Raw genomic sequence first — 16506 nt, forward strand, 5'->3', positions numbered from 1 at the left:
GCTGCGAGCGTCACCGTCCGGCGCAGCGGAGGTCCGTCCGGCCATTCCGCGCCAGGGTGACGCGTGCAGCACAACCCCCCGCCCCCACGGGCGCCGGGTGGGCCGTGTCGTCCCCGCACCCCCCGATGCGGCCCGGCCCGCCCGGCGCCGCCCCGAGCGACGGCCGTCACACGGGCCTCCGGCCGCGAGCGGCGTAGCCTGCAAGCCGCAGTCGAGCGCGGGGAGGTGACACGATGACAGATCGGACCGGGCAGGGCCGGACCACACCGTCGCACACCGGTCGGGTCCTCCGACCCAGGGCGTGGCCGTCGCCGGTACGCGCGATGACCCGCATCCTCAACGCCGACGGTTCGCCACCCGTGCCCACCCCCGCCGGCAGCGGGCGCAGTGGCGTGGTCGACTGCGCGCTCTACATCGACGGCAAGCGGCAGCCCGGCGACTGGGGGTACGCGGACGCGCTGGAGGCGGCCCGCCGGGAGGAGCACGGCTTCGTCTGGATCGGCCTGCACCAGCCGGAGTTGGCCGAGATGACAGCCATCGCGGAGACCTACGGCCTGCACGAGCTGGCCGTCGAGGACGCGGTGAAGGCCGAGCAGCGGCCCAAGCTGGAGCGCTTCGGCGAGGTGAGCTTCCTGGTGCTGCGTACCGCCCGGTACTGCGAGCACACGGAGCTGACCGAGACCTCCGAGGTCGTGGAGACCGGCCAGGTGATGCTCTTCATCGGCCCGAACTTCCTGATCAGCGTCCGGCACGGGGACGCCTGCCGGCTCTCGCCTGTGCGTGCCGACCTGGAGACCAAGCAGGAGTTGCTGCTCCAGGGCCCGTGGGCGGTCGCGTACGGGGTGACCGACCGGGTGGTCGACCTCTACCTCGAGGTGGCCGAGCAGCTTGAGGACGACCTGGACCAGCTGGAGGCCGAGGTTTTCGACCGCAACAGCCACGGGCGCATCCAGCGGATCTACCAGATGAAGCGGGAGCTTGTGGAGTTCAAGCGGGCGGTGGTCCCGTTGCAGCGGCCGTTGATGACGCTGACCTCGCAGATGAACCGGGAGGTGCCCAAGGAGATCCGGCGGTACTTCCGGGACGTGCAGGACCACCTGAGCCGCACCGTCGAGCAGGTCAACTCGTACGACGATCTGCTGAACTCGATCCTCCAGGCGCGGCTGGCCCAGGTCACCGTCGACCAGAACAACGACATGCGCAAGATCGCCGCGTGGGCGGCAATCGCCGCGTTCTGGACGGGTGTCGCCGGCATCTACGGCATGAACTTCGAGAACATGCCCGAGCTGAAGATGACGTACGGCTATCCGGTGGTGCTGGCCCTGATGCTCGGCGTCTCGCTGGCGTTGTACCGCTGGTTCCGGCGCAACGGCTGGCTCTGACACGCGAAGGCGCCGGCGAGGCGGGAATCCCGCGTCGCCGGCGCTCGACGCGCTGCCGCTGAGGTCAGCGGCGACCGTTGGTGCGGGCCGTGTCCTTGCCCAGCGCCTTGGTGAGGTCGTCGGCCGGACGGCCGGAGACGTCCGTGGCGCCCTCGGCGACGGCCGGGACCTTGTCGGTGGGACGGACACCCGTCGGCTTGGCCGTGCCGGTGGTGCTGGCGCTGTCGCCGCCGGCGACCGCCGAGCTGCCGGCACCGGTCATCCCGGAGATGGCGGAACCATCGCTGCCCTTGGCGGTGGACGGGGTGCGGACCTCGATGGAGTCCACCTCGTCGCGCATCGGCTCCAGGGTGCGGGTCGGGTCGTACTCGGCCCACTCCTGCTGCTCCCGGCGGCGACGCAGGGCGACCGCGCCGGCCAGGCCGGCGATGGCACCCGCGGCCAGCAGGCCCGTCATCATCGAGCCGCGACGGCGCGGCTGCTTCTTCTTACCGGTGATCCGCATGGTCTTCGACTTGGCCTTCCTGGTCAGCGGCCCTGCCTGCGCGGCGCCGTCACGGGCCGCCGCGGCCAGCGGTGCCAACGTGGTGAGTGTCGTCCCCCAGCCGGTCGACGCGCGGTCACGCACCTTCATCGCGGCCGGTCCGACGTAGCCCCGGGCCACCTGGACCCGCGGGCTGACGGTCGCGCCGGCGCCCTTCGCGGCGTGGTTGGCTGCCTGCATCAGGTGGCTGATGCTCTGGTTCAGCTCGGCCTTGGCCAGCTGCCCCTGGGACTTACGCCGCCCGAATCCAAACACGGTCCTACCTCCTGGGAGTTGTTCCTTCGTCATCCTCCACCTTCGGATGCCTCCGCGATGCCAGATCGGGCACATGGGAGGATCCGCATGGAACTGACCAACGAGTGAGGAGTACCCGTGGCCGAGGCTGTCTACGCCACCCTGCACACCAACGCTGGCCCGATCCGGCTGGAGCTCTTCCCGAACCACGCTCCGAAGACGGTCCGCAACTTCATCGACCTGGCCGAGGGCAACCGGGAGTACACCGACCCGCGCACCGGTCAGCCGGGCAGTGGGCCGTACTACGACGGCACCATCTCGCACCGCGTGATCAGCGGTTTCATGATTCAGATGGGCGACCCGACCGGCACCGGCCGGGGTGGGCCGGGCTACAAGTTCGCCGACGAGTTCCACCCGGAGCTGCGCTTCGACCGGCCGTACCTGCTGGCCATGGCGAACGCCGGACCGGGCACCAACGGTTCGCAGTTCTTCATCACCGTGTCGCCGACGCCACACCTGAACAACAGGCACACGATCTTCGGGCAAATCGCCGACGAGCAGTCGGTGAAGGTCGTCGACTCGATCGCGAGCACCCCGACCGGCCCGAGCGACCGTCCGTTGCAGGACGTCGTCATCGAGCGGGTCGAGATCGAGCGATCTGCCTCCTGACCGACAGGCGAGGTACCTTTGCTCGCATGATTGAGCGCTCCGGAGCACGGCCGGTGCCGGTGGACCGCGCGGTGGCGGGCGGAGGGTCGGCCCGGTGAGTGAGTCCCCGCCGACCACCCCGGTCTGCTACCGGCACCCCGGTCGGGAGACCTACGTCCGGTGCACCCGCTGTGACCGGCCGATCTGTCCGGACTGCATGCGGGACGCGTCCGTCGGGCACCAGTGCCCGGAGTGCGTCAACGAGGGTCGTCGCAGTGTGCGGCCGGCGCGTACCGCCTTCGGTGGCGGTACCGCCGGCCGGCACGGCTACGTCACCAAGGCGATCATCGCGCTGAACGTGCTGCTCATGCTGCTGTCCATCGCCTCGGACCGGGGTGGGGACGCGGCGGTTGGCGGTTCCGGCTTCGGCGGGCTGATGGGCGGCAGCACCCCGCTGACCAACTGGGGTTCGGTACTGGGGCTTGCGGTCTTCCCCGACGGCACGCTCGGTGGCATCGCCGACGGCGAGTGGTACCGGCTGGTCACCGCGATGTTCCTGCACTACGGCGTGATCCACCTGCTGCTGAACATGTGGGCGCTGTGGGTGCTCGGCCGGTCGTTGGAGGCCAACCTCGGGCCGCTGCGCTTCGGCGCGCTCTACCTGATCGCGGGCCTGGGCGGTAACGTCGCCGCCTACCTGTTCAGCGCACAGAACTCGGCCACGGCCGGCGCGTCGACGGCGGTCTTCGGCCTCTTCGCCGCGCTGATCATCATCGAACGCAAGTTGGGCCGGGACATCTCCCAGGTGATCCCGATCCTGGTGATCAACCTGGTGTTCACGCTGACCGTGCCGGGCATCTCCATTCCGGGTCACCTGGGTGGCCTGGCGGTCGGCGCGCTGATGGCGCTCGTACTCGCGTACGCGCCACGTGGCCGGCGCACGTTGGTGCAGGTCGCGGGCGGTGTGGTCATCCTGCTGATCCTGCTCGCCCTGGTCCTTTTCCGGACGGCGCAACTGCTCGGCTGACAGGTCAGGGGTTCGGGCGGGCGGCGCGCAGCTCGGCGGCGACCTCTTCCGGGTTGGCACCCAGGTCGTACCTGCCGAACAGGTGCAGCGAGTCGCCGGCGTCGATCTCCAGGGTCTCGCTGGTGAGGCCGAACCGGGGTCGGCGGTCCACGGCGATCGCCTCGACCGCCGACCACTGCAGCAGCCGCTGGCCGGCGAAGCCCCGGATGACTGTGAGGCCGTCGGGGGCCACGGCCAACCGGACCGGCGCGACCAGGTCGCGTACCGCCCAGCCGGCCACCGCGGCGGCGGCCAGGGCGGCCACCGCCACCCGCACCGGGTCGCCGTCGGCGAAGAGCAGACCGAGCGCGACGAGCAGGACCGCGCCGGCCAGCTTCGCCGCCGGCAGGCTCGCCGGTACGCGCCACGTCCGGCCCGGGGTGATCTCATCCACCCGCCCAGCATGCCAGCGGCCGCCGCGTGTCGCCTGGGCGGACGACCGGTCGATGGACGACGTAGGATCGGGACACGCAAGTTACCGAGGGGTAAACATGAGTGACGCGGTAATCGTCGGCGCGGTACGCACCCCGGTCGGGCGGCGCAAGGGCAGTCTCGCAGGCGTCCACCCGGTCGACCTCTCGGCGCACGTGCTGCGCGCCCTCGCCGAACGCACAGGGCTCGACCCGGCGCAGGTCGACGACGTCTTCTGGGGCTGTGTGTCCCAGGTGGGCGAGCAGTCCTGGAACATCGCCCGCAACGCGGTGCTCGCGGCCGGCTGGCCGGAGACCGTTCCCGGCACCACCCTGGACCGGCAGTGCGGCTCCAGCCAGCAGGCGCTGCACTTCGCCGCCGCCACAGTCCTCTCCGGCCAGGCCGACCTCGTGGTCGCCGGCGGGGTGGAGTCGATGACCCGGGTGCCGATGGGTTCCAGCGTGGCCGGCGGGATGCCGTTCAGCGACCAGATCCGCGACCGCTACCGGGGTGTCGAGGGCTTCGCCGACGACGCGCCGCTGCCGTTCAACCAGGGCGTCGGCGCCGAGCTGATCGCCCGCCGCTGGCGCTTCTCGCGTACCCAGCTGGACGAGTACGCGCTTGCCAGCCACGAGAAGGCCGCCGCCGCGCAGGACGCCGGGGCGTTCGACCCGGAGCTGGCACCGGTACCGCTCGGCGACGGCGGCAAGTTCGCCGCCGACGAGGGCATCCGGCGCGACACCTCGCTGGAGAAGCTCGGCGAGCTGGCCACCCCGTTCCGCGCCGACGGCGTGGTGACGGCGGGCTCCGCGTCCCAGATCTCCGACGGCGCCGCCGCCCTCGCGGTGACCACCTCCGAGTGGGCCAGCCGGCACGGCCTGCGCCCGCTGGCCCGCATCCACACCGCCGTGGTCGCCGCCGACGACCCGGTCACCATGCTCACCGCGCCCATCCCGGCCACCGCGAAGGCGCTGCGCCGCGCGGGGCTGGGCATCGAGGAGATCGGGGTGTACGAGGTGAACGAGGCGTTCGCCCCGGTGCCGCTGGCCTGGTTGGCGGAGACCGAGGCGGACCCGGAGCGGCTCAACCCGCGCGGCGGCGCGATCGCCCTCGGGCACCCGCTCGGCGGCTCCGGCGCCCGGATCATGACCACGATGCTCCAGCACATGCGCGACAACGAGATCCGCTACGGGCTCCAGACCATGTGCGAGGGCGGCGGCATGGCCAACGCCACGATCGTCGAGCTGGTCTGAGGAAAACGTCTCGCCGGACCCGGCCGGGCCGCCTAGGGTCCCCTTCGTGACGACGATCGATCGCGCCCCCGAGAGTTCCTGCGAGGAGTGGCGGACGCGGGCCCGGCTCTGGGTCGACGAGCAGCTGACCCGGGTCGGCAGGCGGGTGACCGGGCCTGTCGAACCCCGGGTACGCCCCTGGTCACTGGTGTGGCGGGTGCCCACCGACGACGGCCCGGTCTGGTTCAAGGCGAACAATCCGGGGACGGTGCACGAGGCGTTCCTGATCGCGGCGCTCGCCGAGCTGACGCCCGACCGGGTGCTTACCCCGATCGCGGTGGACCCGGAGCAGGGCTGGTCACTGCTGCCCGACGGCGGCGAGTCGTTGCGTGACGTGCTGGCGCGCGACCCCGACCCGGCGCACTGGGAGCGGGCACTGCCCGGGTACGCGGCACTGCAACTGGCCAGCGCGTCGCGCGCCGACGGGCTGGTCGCCGGTGGCGTGCCGGACCACCGACCCGAGGTGCTCGCCGGTCTGTTCGCCGAACTGCTCGACGACCACGGGTCGCTGCTGATCGGAGCCGAGGGCGGGCTCACCCCCGACCAGCACGAGCGGCTGCGCGCCGAGGTGCCGTCGTACGCCGAGCGGTGCCGGCGGCTCGCCGACATCGGCATTCCGGCCACCGTGCAGCACGACGACCTGCACGACGGCAACGTCTTCGCCGGTGACGCCGGCTACCGCTACTTCGACTGGGGCGACGCCTCGGTGGCGCACCCGTTCGGCACGCTGCTGGTGACCCTGCGTTCCATCCGGTACGCCAGCAGCCGGTCGGCCGAGAACGCCCAGTTGACGCGGCTGCGCGACGCGTACCTGGAGGCGTGGACCGACAGGTACGACCGCCGTACCCTGGTCGAGGCCGCCGACCTCGCGATCGGCCTGGCCCCGGTCAGCCGGGCGCTCTCCTGGCGGCGGGCGTTGGACACCGTGGACGAGTCCCGCACCGACTACGCCGACGCGGTGCCGGGATGGCTCGAGGAGTTGTTCGCGGGCGATCCGCTCCGGTCCGACGCCTGACCATGATCTGTCCCGGTCGGAAGTCGGACAGCCAGTGCGACAGGCCGCGTGGAACTTCCAAAAAGTAGGCGTGACCCACGTCACCCCGCCCGGGGCGTCGTTGGGCAGGTCATGGACGTCTTCTCCCGAACGTTCCTCCCGGCCGCCGCCGAGGCCGGCCTGGCAGTGCAGACCCTCAGCCGGCACATGCCTGTCTTCCGTCGCTGCGTCGGCTCCGGTGACGCCACCATCCTGGTCACCAGGTGCAGCCGCCCCGACCGCCCGGTCACCGGGGACTACCTTCTGCTGCTCACCCACCGGCGGCTGGTGGTGACCCAGCAGACCCGCCTGCTGCACAGGCTGCGCCTGCACCTCAACACCGAGCTGCGCGAGCTGAGCAACGTCACCTGGAGCCCCGACCCGCGGCTGCACTCGGTCGAGCTGGCCGCCACCGCGATCGACGGGATCCGGGAACGGTTCCTGATCCGTACGGCCCACCCGAAGCGGGTGTGGCAGCTCGACGCGTTGCTGAACCACGCGTTCCGGACCCGCCTGCGGACACCCCGCGAGCGGGTCGTCGCGACGATCAGCGACACACCGGCGACCGCCCGAGCGGGCGTGTTCCGTCCCGCCGTGGCGCGCTGACGCCACACCGGGCGGGCCTTTACCAAACTCGAACACGTACCGATCGCGTCGACGCGACGGGTCGGCAATCATGGGCCGGTGACAGTCGACCCGCCGCACCGCGGGCTCGTCCTCGTGGTCGAGGACGAGCCGGCCATCGCCGACCTGGTCCGGCTGTACCTCACCAGGGACGGGTTCGGCGTACACCTGGAGCGTGACGGCGCGGCCGGCCTGTCCGCCGCCCGCCGGCTGCGCCCGGTGGCCTGCGTCCTGGACATCGCCCTGCCCGGCCTGCCCGGCACGGAGATCTGCCGGCGGCTGCGGGAGGCCGGCGACTGGACGCCCGTCATCTTCCTCACCGCCCGCGACGACGAGGTCGACCGGATCGTCGGCCTGGAGCTGGGTGCCGACGACTACGTGACCAAGCCGTTCAGCCCTCGTGAGCTGGTCGCCCGGGTGCGTGCGGTGCTGCGCCGCTCCGCCGGCGGCCCGGAGGGCGCGGACCGGCAGCGCGTCGTCGGACCGGTGACGCTCGACCCGGCCCGCCGGACGGTCACCGCCGCCGGCGCGCCGGTGCAGCTCACCTCCACCGAGTTCGACCTGCTGGCGCATCTGATGGCCCGGCCCGGGCGGGTCTTCACCCGTGAGGAGCTGCTGGCCGGGGTTTGGGGTTACGCGGCGCACGCCGGCACCCGCACCGTCGACGTGCACGTCGCCCAGGTACGCGCGAAGCTCGGCCCGGCGAGTGTCATCCGGACCCATCGCGGCGTGGGGTACGCCGTCGATGCCTGAGCACCCCGCCCGCGCCCAGTCCCCGACCATGACCCTGCCCGTGGTCGGTGCCGGCCCGCCGCCCGCGCCCCGGCGCAGCCGGTTCGGCCGGACGTTGACCGCCCGAGCGGTGCTTGTCACCTGCGCGGTGGCGCTGGTGTCGGTGCTGGTCACCGCGATCGTGGCGGTGCCGCTGGCGATCCGTGGCGCGGAGCGCCGCGACCAGGAGGCGCTCGCCGCACAGGCCCGGCTCGCCGCCGAGGTGCTGCGGACCCGGTTGGACCGTGGTCGTACGGCCGACGAGGAGCGGCTCATCCAGCAACTCCGCAACCAGGGCATCGACGCGTACCTGATCCGGCGTGGGGCGGTCGACCGCCCGGGGCTGCCGCCCCGGGTGGTGCAGCGGATCGAGCAGGGGCGCAACGTGTCGGCCCGCCGCGCGGTCAACGGTCGGCGTGCCCTGGTCGAGGGTCGGGCGCTGCCGGGCGGCAACGGCGTGGTGCTCTCCCGCTCGTCGGCGAACGGGCTGTGGGCACAGGTGCTGCGCAGCCTCTGGCTGCCGCTGCTGGCGGGGCTGGCCGCCGGTGTGGTGGCCGGTCTGCTGCTGGCCCGCCGTCTGGCCCGCCCGATCCGCGTCGCGGCGACCGCCGCCGCCCGGCTGCGCGCCGGTGACCGCGCGGTGCGGGTACCGGTCGAGCCGCCGGACGAGGTCGCCGACCTGGCCGAGGCGTTGAACGGCCTGGCCGCGGCCCTGGCCACCAGCGAGGGCCGGCAGCGGGAGTTCCTGCTCTCCGTCTCGCACGAGCTGCGGACCCCGCTCACCGCGATCCGGGGGTACGCGGAGGCGCTCTCCGACGGGGTGCTCGGCCCGGACGACACGGTCGACACCGGCCGGACGATGCTTGCCGAGGCGCAACACCTGGACCGGCTGATCGGTGACCTGCTGGCGCTGGCCCGGCTGGAGGCCGCCGACTTCCCCCTCGAACCGGTGTCGGTGGACCTGACCCGGCTGGCCGTGGACGCCGAGCCGACCTGGGCCGGTCGGTGCGCGGCGGTGGGCGTGCCGTTCCGGGTGGAGACGCCGGGTCAGCCGGTGCCCGCGTACACCGATCCGGGTCGGATCCGGCAGGTGGTGGACGGGCTGCTGGAGAACGCGCTGCGGGTCGTACCCCCTGGTGCGCCTGTGGTGCTCGCGGTCCGGCCGGCCGGTGCGGGCCCGGCCGCCGGAGGTGTGCTGGAGGTCCGCGACGGCGGACCCGGCTTCACCGACGACGACCTGGCGGTGGCGTTCGAGCGAGGCGCGCTGCATGAGCGTTACCGGGGAGTGCGCAAGGTGGGCAGCGGGCTCGGGTTGGCGCTGGCCGCCGGGTTGGTGCGTCGACTCGGCGGGGAGATCGTCGCCGGCCACGCGCCGGAGGGCGGCGCGGCCTTCACGGTCCGGCTGCCCGGTGATCCTTACCTGGCCCGAACATCGGCCTGACGCTCCGCTCGCGGACCGGGGGAAGGCTGAGGACTCCACGGACGAGAGGAACAGTCATGCCACGTTGGGGTTTCGCCACCGGCACCACGGCCCTGCTCGCGGCGGTCGCGCTCGGCGTCAGCGGGTGCGGTGCGGCCGAGGTGGCCAGCCAGCCCGCCCGGGACGCCGCCGTCGACGTCGCCGCGGCGATGGGGGTGGAGGGTCAGGCGTTGGCCGCGATGGGTTTCGACGCCGACGAGCTTGACGTGCGGACCGTCGCCGCGCCGGCCACCCCGACGCCCGGTGCCTCCCCCACCGCGCAGGACAAGGCCAGGCAGAAGCGGGGCGAGGAGTGGCGCAAGCGTCGCCAGGCCCGCGTGCTGCTGCGCAGGAACACCCTGCACGGTGAGGCAGTGGTGAAGACGAAGGACGGCGGTACGCAGACCGTCGCCGTGCAGCGTGGTGAGGTGACCGCGATCGACGGCGACTCGATGACTGTCAAGTCCACCGACGGCTTCACCATGACCTGGACCTTCGGCGACGACCTGCGGGTCGTCGAGCATCGGGCCACCGTGCGGGCCAGCGACGTCAAGGTCGGTACGACGCTCGGTGTCGCCGGGGCGAAGGACGGCGACAAGGGCGCGGCCCGGCTCATCCTCATCCCCCGCGCCAAGTGAGAAAAGGGGGCCCTGGCCGACGCCAGGGCCCCCTTTTTTCGCGTCAGTAGACGCGCGAGCCGATGAAGTCGTCGTGACCGTAGCCGACCGGGTTGGCGGCGGTACGGGCCTCGAACGACCACTGCTGCCGGGTGCTGCTGGAGCATGCGGCCAACCGCAGCCGGGGAGTGCCCGACGACGGGTTGTCGAACGCCACGCAGAGGGTGCTGGCGCTCACCGGCTTGAGCTGGTTGCCGGCGAAGGCGAACTGCTGGGCGGGGGTGCCGTTGCAGTCGTAGATGTTGACAGCCGTGCCTGCCGTCATCGATCCGCCGGCAACGTCGAGGCAGCGGTCGTGCGACAGTTCCGAGTGCAGTGAGCGCCTGGTCGAGTCGTACCAGAAGCCCTGGTTGCGCCCGCCGTGGCAGCCGTACGACTGTTGGGCGGTGCCGTTGCGGGAGTCGTAGCCATTGCCGTCGACGCAGGTGTTTGTGGCCAGGTTGCGCACCTGCTTGAACTGCATCAGGCCGGAGTAGAGCACGCCGGCACCGGTGCTGGCCGGGTCGACGCAGGTGGCCTGCTGCTGTCCCGAGTTCCAGAACTGGGTGATGCACTGGGCGAACATGCCGTGGCCCCGGGCGTTGGGGTGGAACGACTGCCGGGCGGCGTTCTCGTTCCAGATCCCGATCTCGATGTTGAGGCCGCGGACCGAGGTGTTGTCGGTGCACACCTCGTGGCCGTGGAAGAGCCGGCTGGCGTCCAGGTAGCGGGTGCCGGTCTGGGCGGCCGCGGCACGCAGCGCCGACTCGAACAGGGGCACCGCCTTGTTCCTGGCGAACGCGGCGTCGGCGAGGTAGAGCAGGCAGCCGCCCGAGTACCAGCCCGGGAAGTTCGGGTTGTCCTCCACGTCCGGGCTCGCCGGGCTCGGGTACGACATGAGCACCAGTTCGTAGTCGGTACGCAGGTAGCCGGCCCTGGTCATGGTCTGCCGGATGTCGGTGAGGGCGTCGGCAACCGCCCGGCGACTGCCGTCGGTGCGGATCGTCCACTGATCGGTGTAGTCGGGGTAGCAGTTGCCCTGGAGGAAGACCCGGCTGATCGCGCAGTCGGTGGCGACCGGGCCGAACTGGATGGTGCCGTCGCCGTTCGCGCCGACGACGACCCAGATCAGCTTCACGTGCGTGTTGCGGGCCTTGATCCCCAGGTAGTCGCCCTGGTTGAGTTCGTTGTGCTGGGTGGGGCCGCCGGCTATCAGGTTCCACGGAGTCGCGCCGGAGCAGGCGATGTTGTAGCGCGCGTCCGACGGGATGCCGGTGCGGAACACCGCCTGGTCGTACGAGCGGTCGCACCAGTTGCCGTCCTGGTGGGTGCCGGGCACGTAGTTGCCGACCCCCTCCCCGGAGATCTGGCTGTCACCCATGGTGATCAGAGAGGTACGTCGTTGTTCGATCGGGCGGATCGCCGGGCTGCCGTAGAGGGCGGTGGCCTCGGCGGCCCGGATGGCTTCGAGGTTGGCGGGGAGTGGTTGGACGGCTGGTCGGTCGGCGGCGGCAGCGGGGGCTGCCGGTCCGGCGAGCATCGGCAGGACGAGAGCGGCGACGGCCACGGCGACGGTGATGGCCCGTCGTCGGGTCGCGCGTCCGGGCCTGGCGGGGGTAACAGGCATCGACGCACTCCTTTCGGCTCAATCGCGGGACGTCGATTGAGTTACCAGACGGTAACGTGCCGATCAACGGATGTGAATGCGCTTCGGATCCTTGCGCGCGGGATGCGGAACCGCCCGGATCAGACGATCCGGGCGGCGCGGCGGTGCCTTCCTGTCAGGTGCGGTCAGCGGCCGGGCGGCAGCGCGTAGCCGACGTAGTCGCGGAACTCCAGCCGCCAGCCCGCCGGAACGAGCTTGGCGCAGGCCGGCCTGCTGCCGGTGCAGACGATGGCGTCCACCGAGGCCGGGTCGGCCGGAGGTCGTTCCGGCAGCACCGACTGCAACGCCACCAGCTCCGGTGAGCCCCCGTCGGGCTGCCGCAGCAGCAGCCACCACGGGTACTCCCAGTTGTCGTTCTGCTGCACCAGCCCGATCCGGCGGGCGCCGCTGTCGCGTACCGACGCCGCGGCCCACCGGAACTCGTCGGCCCACTGTGGCCGGCGCAGGAACCGGGTGTCCCAGTCCGAGGTGGTGAAGACCGAGCCGGCGCCGACGAGCCGACGCGGGAAGCCGTACGACAGGGCGAGCACCCCGGCCAGCGCCGAGGTGGCCAGCACGGTGACCGCCGCGAGCGTGGCGATCGAGCGTCGCGCCGCCACCCCGGCCGTCGCTGGGGCGTGCCGGCGAAGCAGCGCGTCCAGCCAGAGCCCGGCCAGCGGCACGGCGAGCACGAGGGCGTAGAGGATCAGCCGGTTGCCCCACGGCTGCCACTTGATCATCGCGGTGTGCAGCAGGACCGTGGCAAGCGCCACCACCGCGTACGCGCGCAGCGGCCCGACCTGCCCGGAGTCGATCCGGCGGGGCCGGGCCAGCGCGACGGCCACGCCGATCAACGCCAGCGCCCCGGCGATCGGGAACGCCACCCGGTCCTCGTCCGGATACCAGGCGGGCTCGGGGAAGATCTCCCGACCGAAGGTGATCGCCCGGTCCTGCGGGTCGACGCCTATGGCGTCCGCGCCGCCGATGATCGCCTCCGCGCCGGCGCGACGCAGCGGCGCCAACGGTGTGTCGAACGCGGTGTGCCCGATCCGCAGCGCGTTGACAAGCACCGACGCCGGATCGTGCCGTTCCATCGGGATGGACTCGCGCAACCGGGGCGGCCCCAGCGGGTGCCCGAACTCGGCGGTCACCCGGGCCAGGAACGGGCCGACGACCACCGCGGCGACAAGCAGGATCAGTACCGAACCGCCTACCGTACGGGCCACACCGCCGGCCCGCGCCGGTGCTCGGTCGGCCAGGACCAGGCGGAGCTGGGCCAGCCCCCAGAGGACCAGCAGCGGGCCCACCGCGATCAGGCCGCTTGTCTTCGTCACAGCGGTCAGACCGGTGGCGGCCCCGAGCGCGAGCAGCGTGCCCCAGCCGGTCCGTTGACGCAGGCCGTCCAGCACGAGGGTCGCCGCGCAGGCCACCCACGCCGCGCAGACCAGGTCGGTCTGCGTACTTGTCGCCTGGAGGGCCACCATCGGCGTGCTCGCCAGCACGAACACGGTGAGCAGCTGGGCCCGCCGGCCACCGCCGAGCTGCGCGGTGATCCGCGCGACCACCAGCAGGCAGAGCACCCCGGCGGCCCACTGCACCAGGTTGTGCAGCGCGTCCCCGCCGGTGAGCAGGCGCAGGTGCAGCAGCAGGTATTCGGCGCCCGGCGGGATGGTCACCTGCCGGTGGATGGCGGTGGCCCAGAAGTCCAGGTCACCCTGGGCGACCCAGTGCTCCACCTTTGGCAGGTGGTACGTCTGCGAGTCGAAGTTGTTCGGCTCGGCAAGCAGCGCGATAAGCAGCTCCACCAGGACCAGCCCGGCGATCGCGCCGGCGAGCAGCCGTTCGCCCCGGCCGGCCGTACGCCAGGTGTCGACCGCCACGGCGAGCAACCCGGCGGGTGACCTGTCGGTCCGGGTCGGCGCGGGAGCGCCGTCGGCGACGACCGGGGCGGGTGCGTCGGGTCCACCGCCGGACGCCACGGCGCCGACCGGCACCGGCCGGGGTGCGGCGGTGGGTGGCGGCGCGGATTCGTCAGCCCGGCGCCACCGCAATCCGGCGGCGGTCGCGGCGACCACCAGGAAGAGCAGCCAGGCGATGGTGAACGCCGCCCTGTTCAACGCGTGCAGTGCGCCGAGCGCCTCGACGACGAGCACCGCGTACGCTCCGGTGAGCAGGGCGGCGCGTACCACTGCCAGCCGCAGTGGGGCCACCGCACCGACCCCGCGCGGCCTCGTCGCGACGGTGAGCAGGAGCACCGAGGCGGCGGGAACCGCCGCGAGCAGGGAGCCGGCAGCCGACATGGCCGGAAGTAAACACCATCCGCCTGAGTCCGCCACGCCGACCGCCCGACGATGGCGGCCAGCGTCGAGCTGACCAGCCAGGCTAGGCTATGCCCGACGTGTTGTCGCCACCGTGGAGATTCCCGTGAAGCTCTCGATCCTCATGCCGGTCTACAACGAGGAAGAACGCATCGCGGATGCCCTCAAGCAGGCATTGGCGGTGGACTATCCCTGCGAGATCGAGCTGGTCGTTGTCGACGACGGCAGCCGGGACGGCACCGGTGAGATCCTCGGTCGCGCCGACGACGCTCGCCTGCGCGTCATCACCCACCAGCGCAACGCCGGCAAGGGCGCGGCCATCAAGACCGCGGTGGACAGCGCCGAGGGCGACTACATGGTCATCCTCGACGCCGACCTGGAGTACGACCCGCAGGACATCCCCAAACTGCTCGACCCGGTGCTCGACGGGCGCGCGACAGTGGTCTACGGAAATCGCACCTTCGGCAGCCACAGTGCCTACAGCTTCTGGTACGTGATGGGCAACAAGGGCGTCACGATGGCGGCCAATGTGCTGTTCAACTCGTACATCGGTGATCTGGAGACCTGCTTCAAGCTGATGCCTGTGGCGCTCTACCGGTCGCTGGGGGTGCGCTCGCGCGGCTTCGGCATGGAGGCCGAGGTGACAGGCAAGCTGCTGCGCCGCCGCATCCGCCCGTACGAGGTGCCGATCAGCTACCGGGCCCGTGGCCGCGAAGAGGGCAAGAAGATCACCTGGAAGGACGGCGTCGAGGCGATCTGGATCCTCGGTCGCGAACGCGCCCGCCGCCGTCCCGCTGTCTCATCGTCGAACTGATCCCAGGAACGCGTCGAGCGACCGCCGCAGCCCTTCGGCGTCCAGGCCGTGCCACCGGGCGTGGTCTGCGGGATCGCCGTACCGTCGCAGGTCGGCCCGGCCGACCCCGAGGGTGAGCAGCCGGTGCGGCACGTCCGCGAGCGCTCGGCCGACGACCGCGCTCGACGTCCCCGCGAGGTACGGCTCGACGAGCACCACCTCCGTCCCGGCGAGCGCGCGCAGCCCGGCAACGTCGAACGGGCGGGGTGTGTGGGTGTACGCCACTGTCACGTCCAGCCCCTCGGTCGCCGCCAGCATGGGGTCGAGCATCGGCCCGACGGCCACCACGAGCGGAGCGTCCACCCCGCCCCGCCGCAGCACCCGCAGCCGGTAGGCGTCCGGGTACGCCCGGGCGTTGCGCTGCTCGCCGAGCCGTAGGTAGATCGGGTCGTCGGTGGCCGTGGCGGCCCGGAGCAGCGGCGCCACCTCGTCCGGGTGGCCGGGCACGCGTACCGTCCACGCGCCGCCGAGGGAGTCGAAGAGCGCCACGTCCCCGGGCGACTGGTGGGTCCGGCCCTCCCGCGACCCGTCGTACGACCCGCCGATGCTGACCAGCACCGCGCTGACGCCCTGGTGGTCCAGGTCCAGCTTGATCTGCTCGTACGCCCTGTCGACCAGGAACGTCGCGTACGAGTGCGCGATCGGGCGCAGCCCGGTCAGGGCGAGCCCGCCGGCCACGCCGATCATGAGTTGTTCCCGGATGCCGACGTTGAGCACCCGGTCCGGGTGCCGGGCACCGGCGGGCGCGAACTGGCTGGCCGAGATGTCCGCCAGCACGAGGGCGGTACGGGGGTCCTCGTCGAGCAGGGCCGTGGTGGTGTCGATGAAGGCGGCACGCATGGTGTCATCCCCTGCTCTCGACGCGGGCGACCACGACGTGCGGCCGGCCGGGCCGGTGCCCGGTCAGCGCCACGTACAGGTCGGTGTGGTCCCGGCCGTCGACCGTGTCGGCGGTCCAGCCGTTCACTGTGAACCGGCTGGCGATCCCGCCCGCCCAGCCGTGGGTGGTCGACGAGTTGTCGACGACGATCGCGGTGAGGTTTCCCAGGCCTGTCGCGCCCGCGTACGCGATTGCCTCGTGGTTGGAGCCCTCGTCCAGTTCGGCGTCGCCGAGCAGCACGTACACCCGGGGTTTGAGCAGGCCCTGGGCCCGCAGCCCGAGTGCGGTGCCGACGCCCAGACCGAGACCGTGGCCCAGGGAGCCGGAGCCGATCTCGACCCCCGGCACGAGCGTCCGGTCCGGGTGGTGGCCCAGTCGGCTCCCCGGGCCGGCGAGGTCGTCGAGCCAGTCGTCAGGGATGAAGCCGTGCGCGGCGAGCACCGCGTAGTAGGCGACCGGTCCGTGGCCCTTGGAGAGCAGGAACCGGTCGCGCTCCGGATCGTCGGCGGTGTCCGGGGTGATTCGCAGGACCCGGTCGTAGAGGACCTGGAGCACGTCGACGGTCGAGTGGGCGCTCGGTGCGTGCTTCTCGTCGCCGGTCAGCCGGCGGATCAGCGCGGGGAGCGAGGCGGCGCTGTCGGTGGTGAGTGTGGTTGCCATGCCACTACTCTCTGACTTGAAGTGCGCTTC

16 protein-coding genes are annotated in these 16506 nt (G+C 72.1%); 10 read left to right on the forward strand and 6 right to left on the reverse strand.

Going from position 1 to position 16506, the window contains the following annotated elements; all coding sequences use genetic code 11:
* Window positions 1–233: 233 nt before the first annotated feature.
* On the forward strand, window positions 234–1382 hold the full coding sequence (gene corA / locus ACZ6N8_RS07345) for a magnesium/cobalt transporter CorA (protein ID WP_357994263.1): 1149 nt from the start codon (window positions 234–236) through the stop codon (window positions 1380–1382).
* A 64-nt stretch (window positions 1383–1446) separates the two neighbouring features.
* On the opposite strand, the gene ACZ6N8_RS07350 is transcribed toward corA, so the two are convergent.
* Window positions 1447–2214 carry a hypothetical protein gene (locus ACZ6N8_RS07350; RefSeq protein WP_364370461.1) on the reverse strand — a complete coding sequence of 256 codons (768 nt, stop codon included), beginning with the start codon at window positions 2212–2214 and terminating at the stop codon, window positions 1447–1449.
* A gap of 84 nt (window positions 2215–2298) precedes the next feature.
* Between ACZ6N8_RS07350 and ACZ6N8_RS07355 the strand changes: the two genes are divergently transcribed.
* A complete protein-coding gene (locus ACZ6N8_RS07355) occupies window positions 2299–2829 on the forward strand; it encodes a peptidylprolyl isomerase (RefSeq protein WP_466008226.1) in 531 nt (176 codons plus the stop codon).
* Window positions 2830–2923: 94 nt separating this feature from the next.
* Window positions 2924–3835 carry a rhomboid family intramembrane serine protease gene (locus ACZ6N8_RS07360; RefSeq protein WP_466008228.1) on the forward strand — a complete coding sequence of 304 codons (912 nt, stop codon included), beginning with the start codon at window positions 2924–2926 and terminating at the stop codon, window positions 3833–3835.
* A gap of 4 nt (window positions 3836–3839) precedes the next feature.
* Here ACZ6N8_RS07360 and ACZ6N8_RS07365 read toward each other — a convergent pair whose 3' ends face one another.
* Window positions 3840–4268: a PH domain-containing protein gene (locus ACZ6N8_RS07365; RefSeq protein WP_466008230.1), complete on the reverse strand. Its 429-nt coding sequence runs from the start codon at window positions 4266–4268 to the stop codon at window positions 3840–3842.
* Between the two features lie 97 nt (window positions 4269–4365).
* Here ACZ6N8_RS07365 and ACZ6N8_RS07370 point away from each other — a divergent pair, with 97 nt between their 5' ends.
* The 6 genes from ACZ6N8_RS07370 (at window position 4366) to ACZ6N8_RS07395 (ending at window position 10102) form a co-directional block, all read left to right on the forward strand.
* The gene (locus ACZ6N8_RS07370) at window positions 4366–5538 is read left to right on the forward strand and encodes a thiolase family protein (protein WP_466008232.1); all 1173 of its coding nucleotides are present in this window, start codon (window positions 4366–4368) and stop codon (window positions 5536–5538) included.
* Between the two features lie 46 nt (window positions 5539–5584).
* Window positions 5585–6592, forward strand: coding sequence for a protein kinase family protein (locus ACZ6N8_RS07375; protein ID WP_377602062.1), 1008 nt, complete (start codon window positions 5585–5587; stop codon window positions 6590–6592).
* Between the two features lie 111 nt (window positions 6593–6703).
* Complete coding sequence (locus ACZ6N8_RS07380) at window positions 6704–7216, forward strand: hypothetical protein (protein ID WP_364370844.1); 513 nt, start codon at window positions 6704–6706, stop codon at window positions 7214–7216.
* Window positions 7217–7294: 78 nt separating this feature from the next.
* Window positions 7295–7987: a response regulator transcription factor gene (locus ACZ6N8_RS07385; protein ID WP_466008234.1), complete on the forward strand. Its 693-nt coding sequence runs from the start codon at window positions 7295–7297 to the stop codon at window positions 7985–7987.
* The gene (locus ACZ6N8_RS07390; protein WP_466008235.1) at window positions 7980–9446 is read left to right on the forward strand and encodes a sensor histidine kinase; all 1467 of its coding nucleotides are present in this window, start codon (window positions 7980–7982) and stop codon (window positions 9444–9446) included. Before ACZ6N8_RS07385 ends, ACZ6N8_RS07390 begins: the two co-directional genes overlap by 8 nt.
* A gap of 56 nt (window positions 9447–9502) precedes the next feature.
* Window positions 9503–10102, forward strand: coding sequence for a hypothetical protein (locus ACZ6N8_RS07395; RefSeq protein ID WP_466008237.1), 600 nt, complete (start codon window positions 9503–9505; stop codon window positions 10100–10102).
* A 43-nt stretch (window positions 10103–10145) separates the two neighbouring features.
* Here the strand turns inward: ACZ6N8_RS07395 and ACZ6N8_RS07400 are convergent, their stop codons facing one another.
* Together ACZ6N8_RS07400 and ACZ6N8_RS07405 are read right to left on the reverse strand one after the other, a co-directional pair.
* Window positions 10146–11747 carry a ricin-type beta-trefoil lectin domain protein gene (locus tag ACZ6N8_RS07400; protein WP_466008239.1) on the reverse strand — a complete coding sequence of 534 codons (1602 nt, stop codon included), beginning with the start codon at window positions 11745–11747 and terminating at the stop codon, window positions 10146–10148.
* A gap of 164 nt (window positions 11748–11911) precedes the next feature.
* On the reverse strand, window positions 11912–14065 hold the full coding sequence (locus ACZ6N8_RS07405; RefSeq protein WP_466008241.1) for a hypothetical protein: 2154 nt from the start codon (window positions 14063–14065) through the stop codon (window positions 11912–11914).
* A 124-nt stretch (window positions 14066–14189) separates the two neighbouring features.
* Between ACZ6N8_RS07405 and ACZ6N8_RS07410 the strand changes: the two genes are divergently transcribed.
* The gene (locus tag ACZ6N8_RS07410) at window positions 14190–14897 is read left to right on the forward strand and encodes a glycosyltransferase family 2 protein (RefSeq protein WP_139587811.1); all 708 of its coding nucleotides are present in this window, start codon (window positions 14190–14192) and stop codon (window positions 14895–14897) included.
* Here ACZ6N8_RS07410 and ACZ6N8_RS07415 read toward each other — a convergent pair.
* Together ACZ6N8_RS07415 and ACZ6N8_RS07420 are read right to left on the reverse strand one after the other, a co-directional pair.
* Window positions 14883–15776 (reverse strand): transketolase family protein, encoded by an 894-nt coding sequence (locus ACZ6N8_RS07415; protein WP_466008243.1) that lies wholly within the window; start codon window positions 15774–15776, stop codon window positions 14883–14885. The two genes, ACZ6N8_RS07410 and ACZ6N8_RS07415, sit on opposite strands and share 15 nt — an antisense overlap.
* Window positions 15777–15780: 4 nt before the next feature.
* Complete coding sequence (locus ACZ6N8_RS07420) at window positions 15781–16476, reverse strand: transketolase (RefSeq protein WP_466008245.1); 696 nt, start codon at window positions 16474–16476, stop codon at window positions 15781–15783.
* Window positions 16477–16506: the final 30 nt, after the last annotated feature.

This window comes from Micromonospora sp. NPDC047521 (assembly GCF_055587305.1).

Coding starts and splice junctions, on each gene's coding strand:
- corA (WP_357994263.1), top strand. CDS start 234: ATGACAGATCGGACCGGGCAGGGCCGGACCACACCGTCGCACACCGGT.
- ACZ6N8_RS07350 (WP_364370461.1), bottom strand. CDS start 2,214: ATGACGAAGGAACAACTCCCAGGAGGTAGGACCGTGTTTGGATTCGGG.
- ACZ6N8_RS07370 (WP_466008232.1), top strand. CDS start 4,366: ATGAGTGACGCGGTAATCGTCGGCGCGGTACGCACCCCGGTCGGGCGG.
- ACZ6N8_RS07380 (WP_364370844.1), top strand. CDS start 6,704: ATGGACGTCTTCTCCCGAACGTTCCTCCCGGCCGCCGCCGAGGCCGGC.
- ACZ6N8_RS07390 (WP_466008235.1), top strand. CDS start 7,980: ATGCCTGAGCACCCCGCCCGCGCCCAGTCCCCGACCATGACCCTGCCC.
- ACZ6N8_RS07395 (WP_466008237.1), top strand. CDS start 9,503: ATGCCACGTTGGGGTTTCGCCACCGGCACCACGGCCCTGCTCGCGGCG.
- ACZ6N8_RS07400 (WP_466008239.1), bottom strand. CDS start 11,747: ATGCCTGTTACCCCCGCCAGGCCCGGACGCGCGACCCGACGACGGGCC.
- ACZ6N8_RS07405 (WP_466008241.1), bottom strand. CDS start 14,065: ATGTCGGCTGCCGGCTCCCTGCTCGCGGCGGTTCCCGCCGCCTCGGTG.
- ACZ6N8_RS07415 (WP_466008243.1), bottom strand. CDS start 15,776: ATGCGTGCCGCCTTCATCGACACCACCACGGCCCTGCTCGACGAGGAC.
- ACZ6N8_RS07420 (WP_466008245.1), bottom strand. CDS start 16,476: ATGGCAACCACACTCACCACCGACAGCGCCGCCTCGCTCCCCGCGCTG.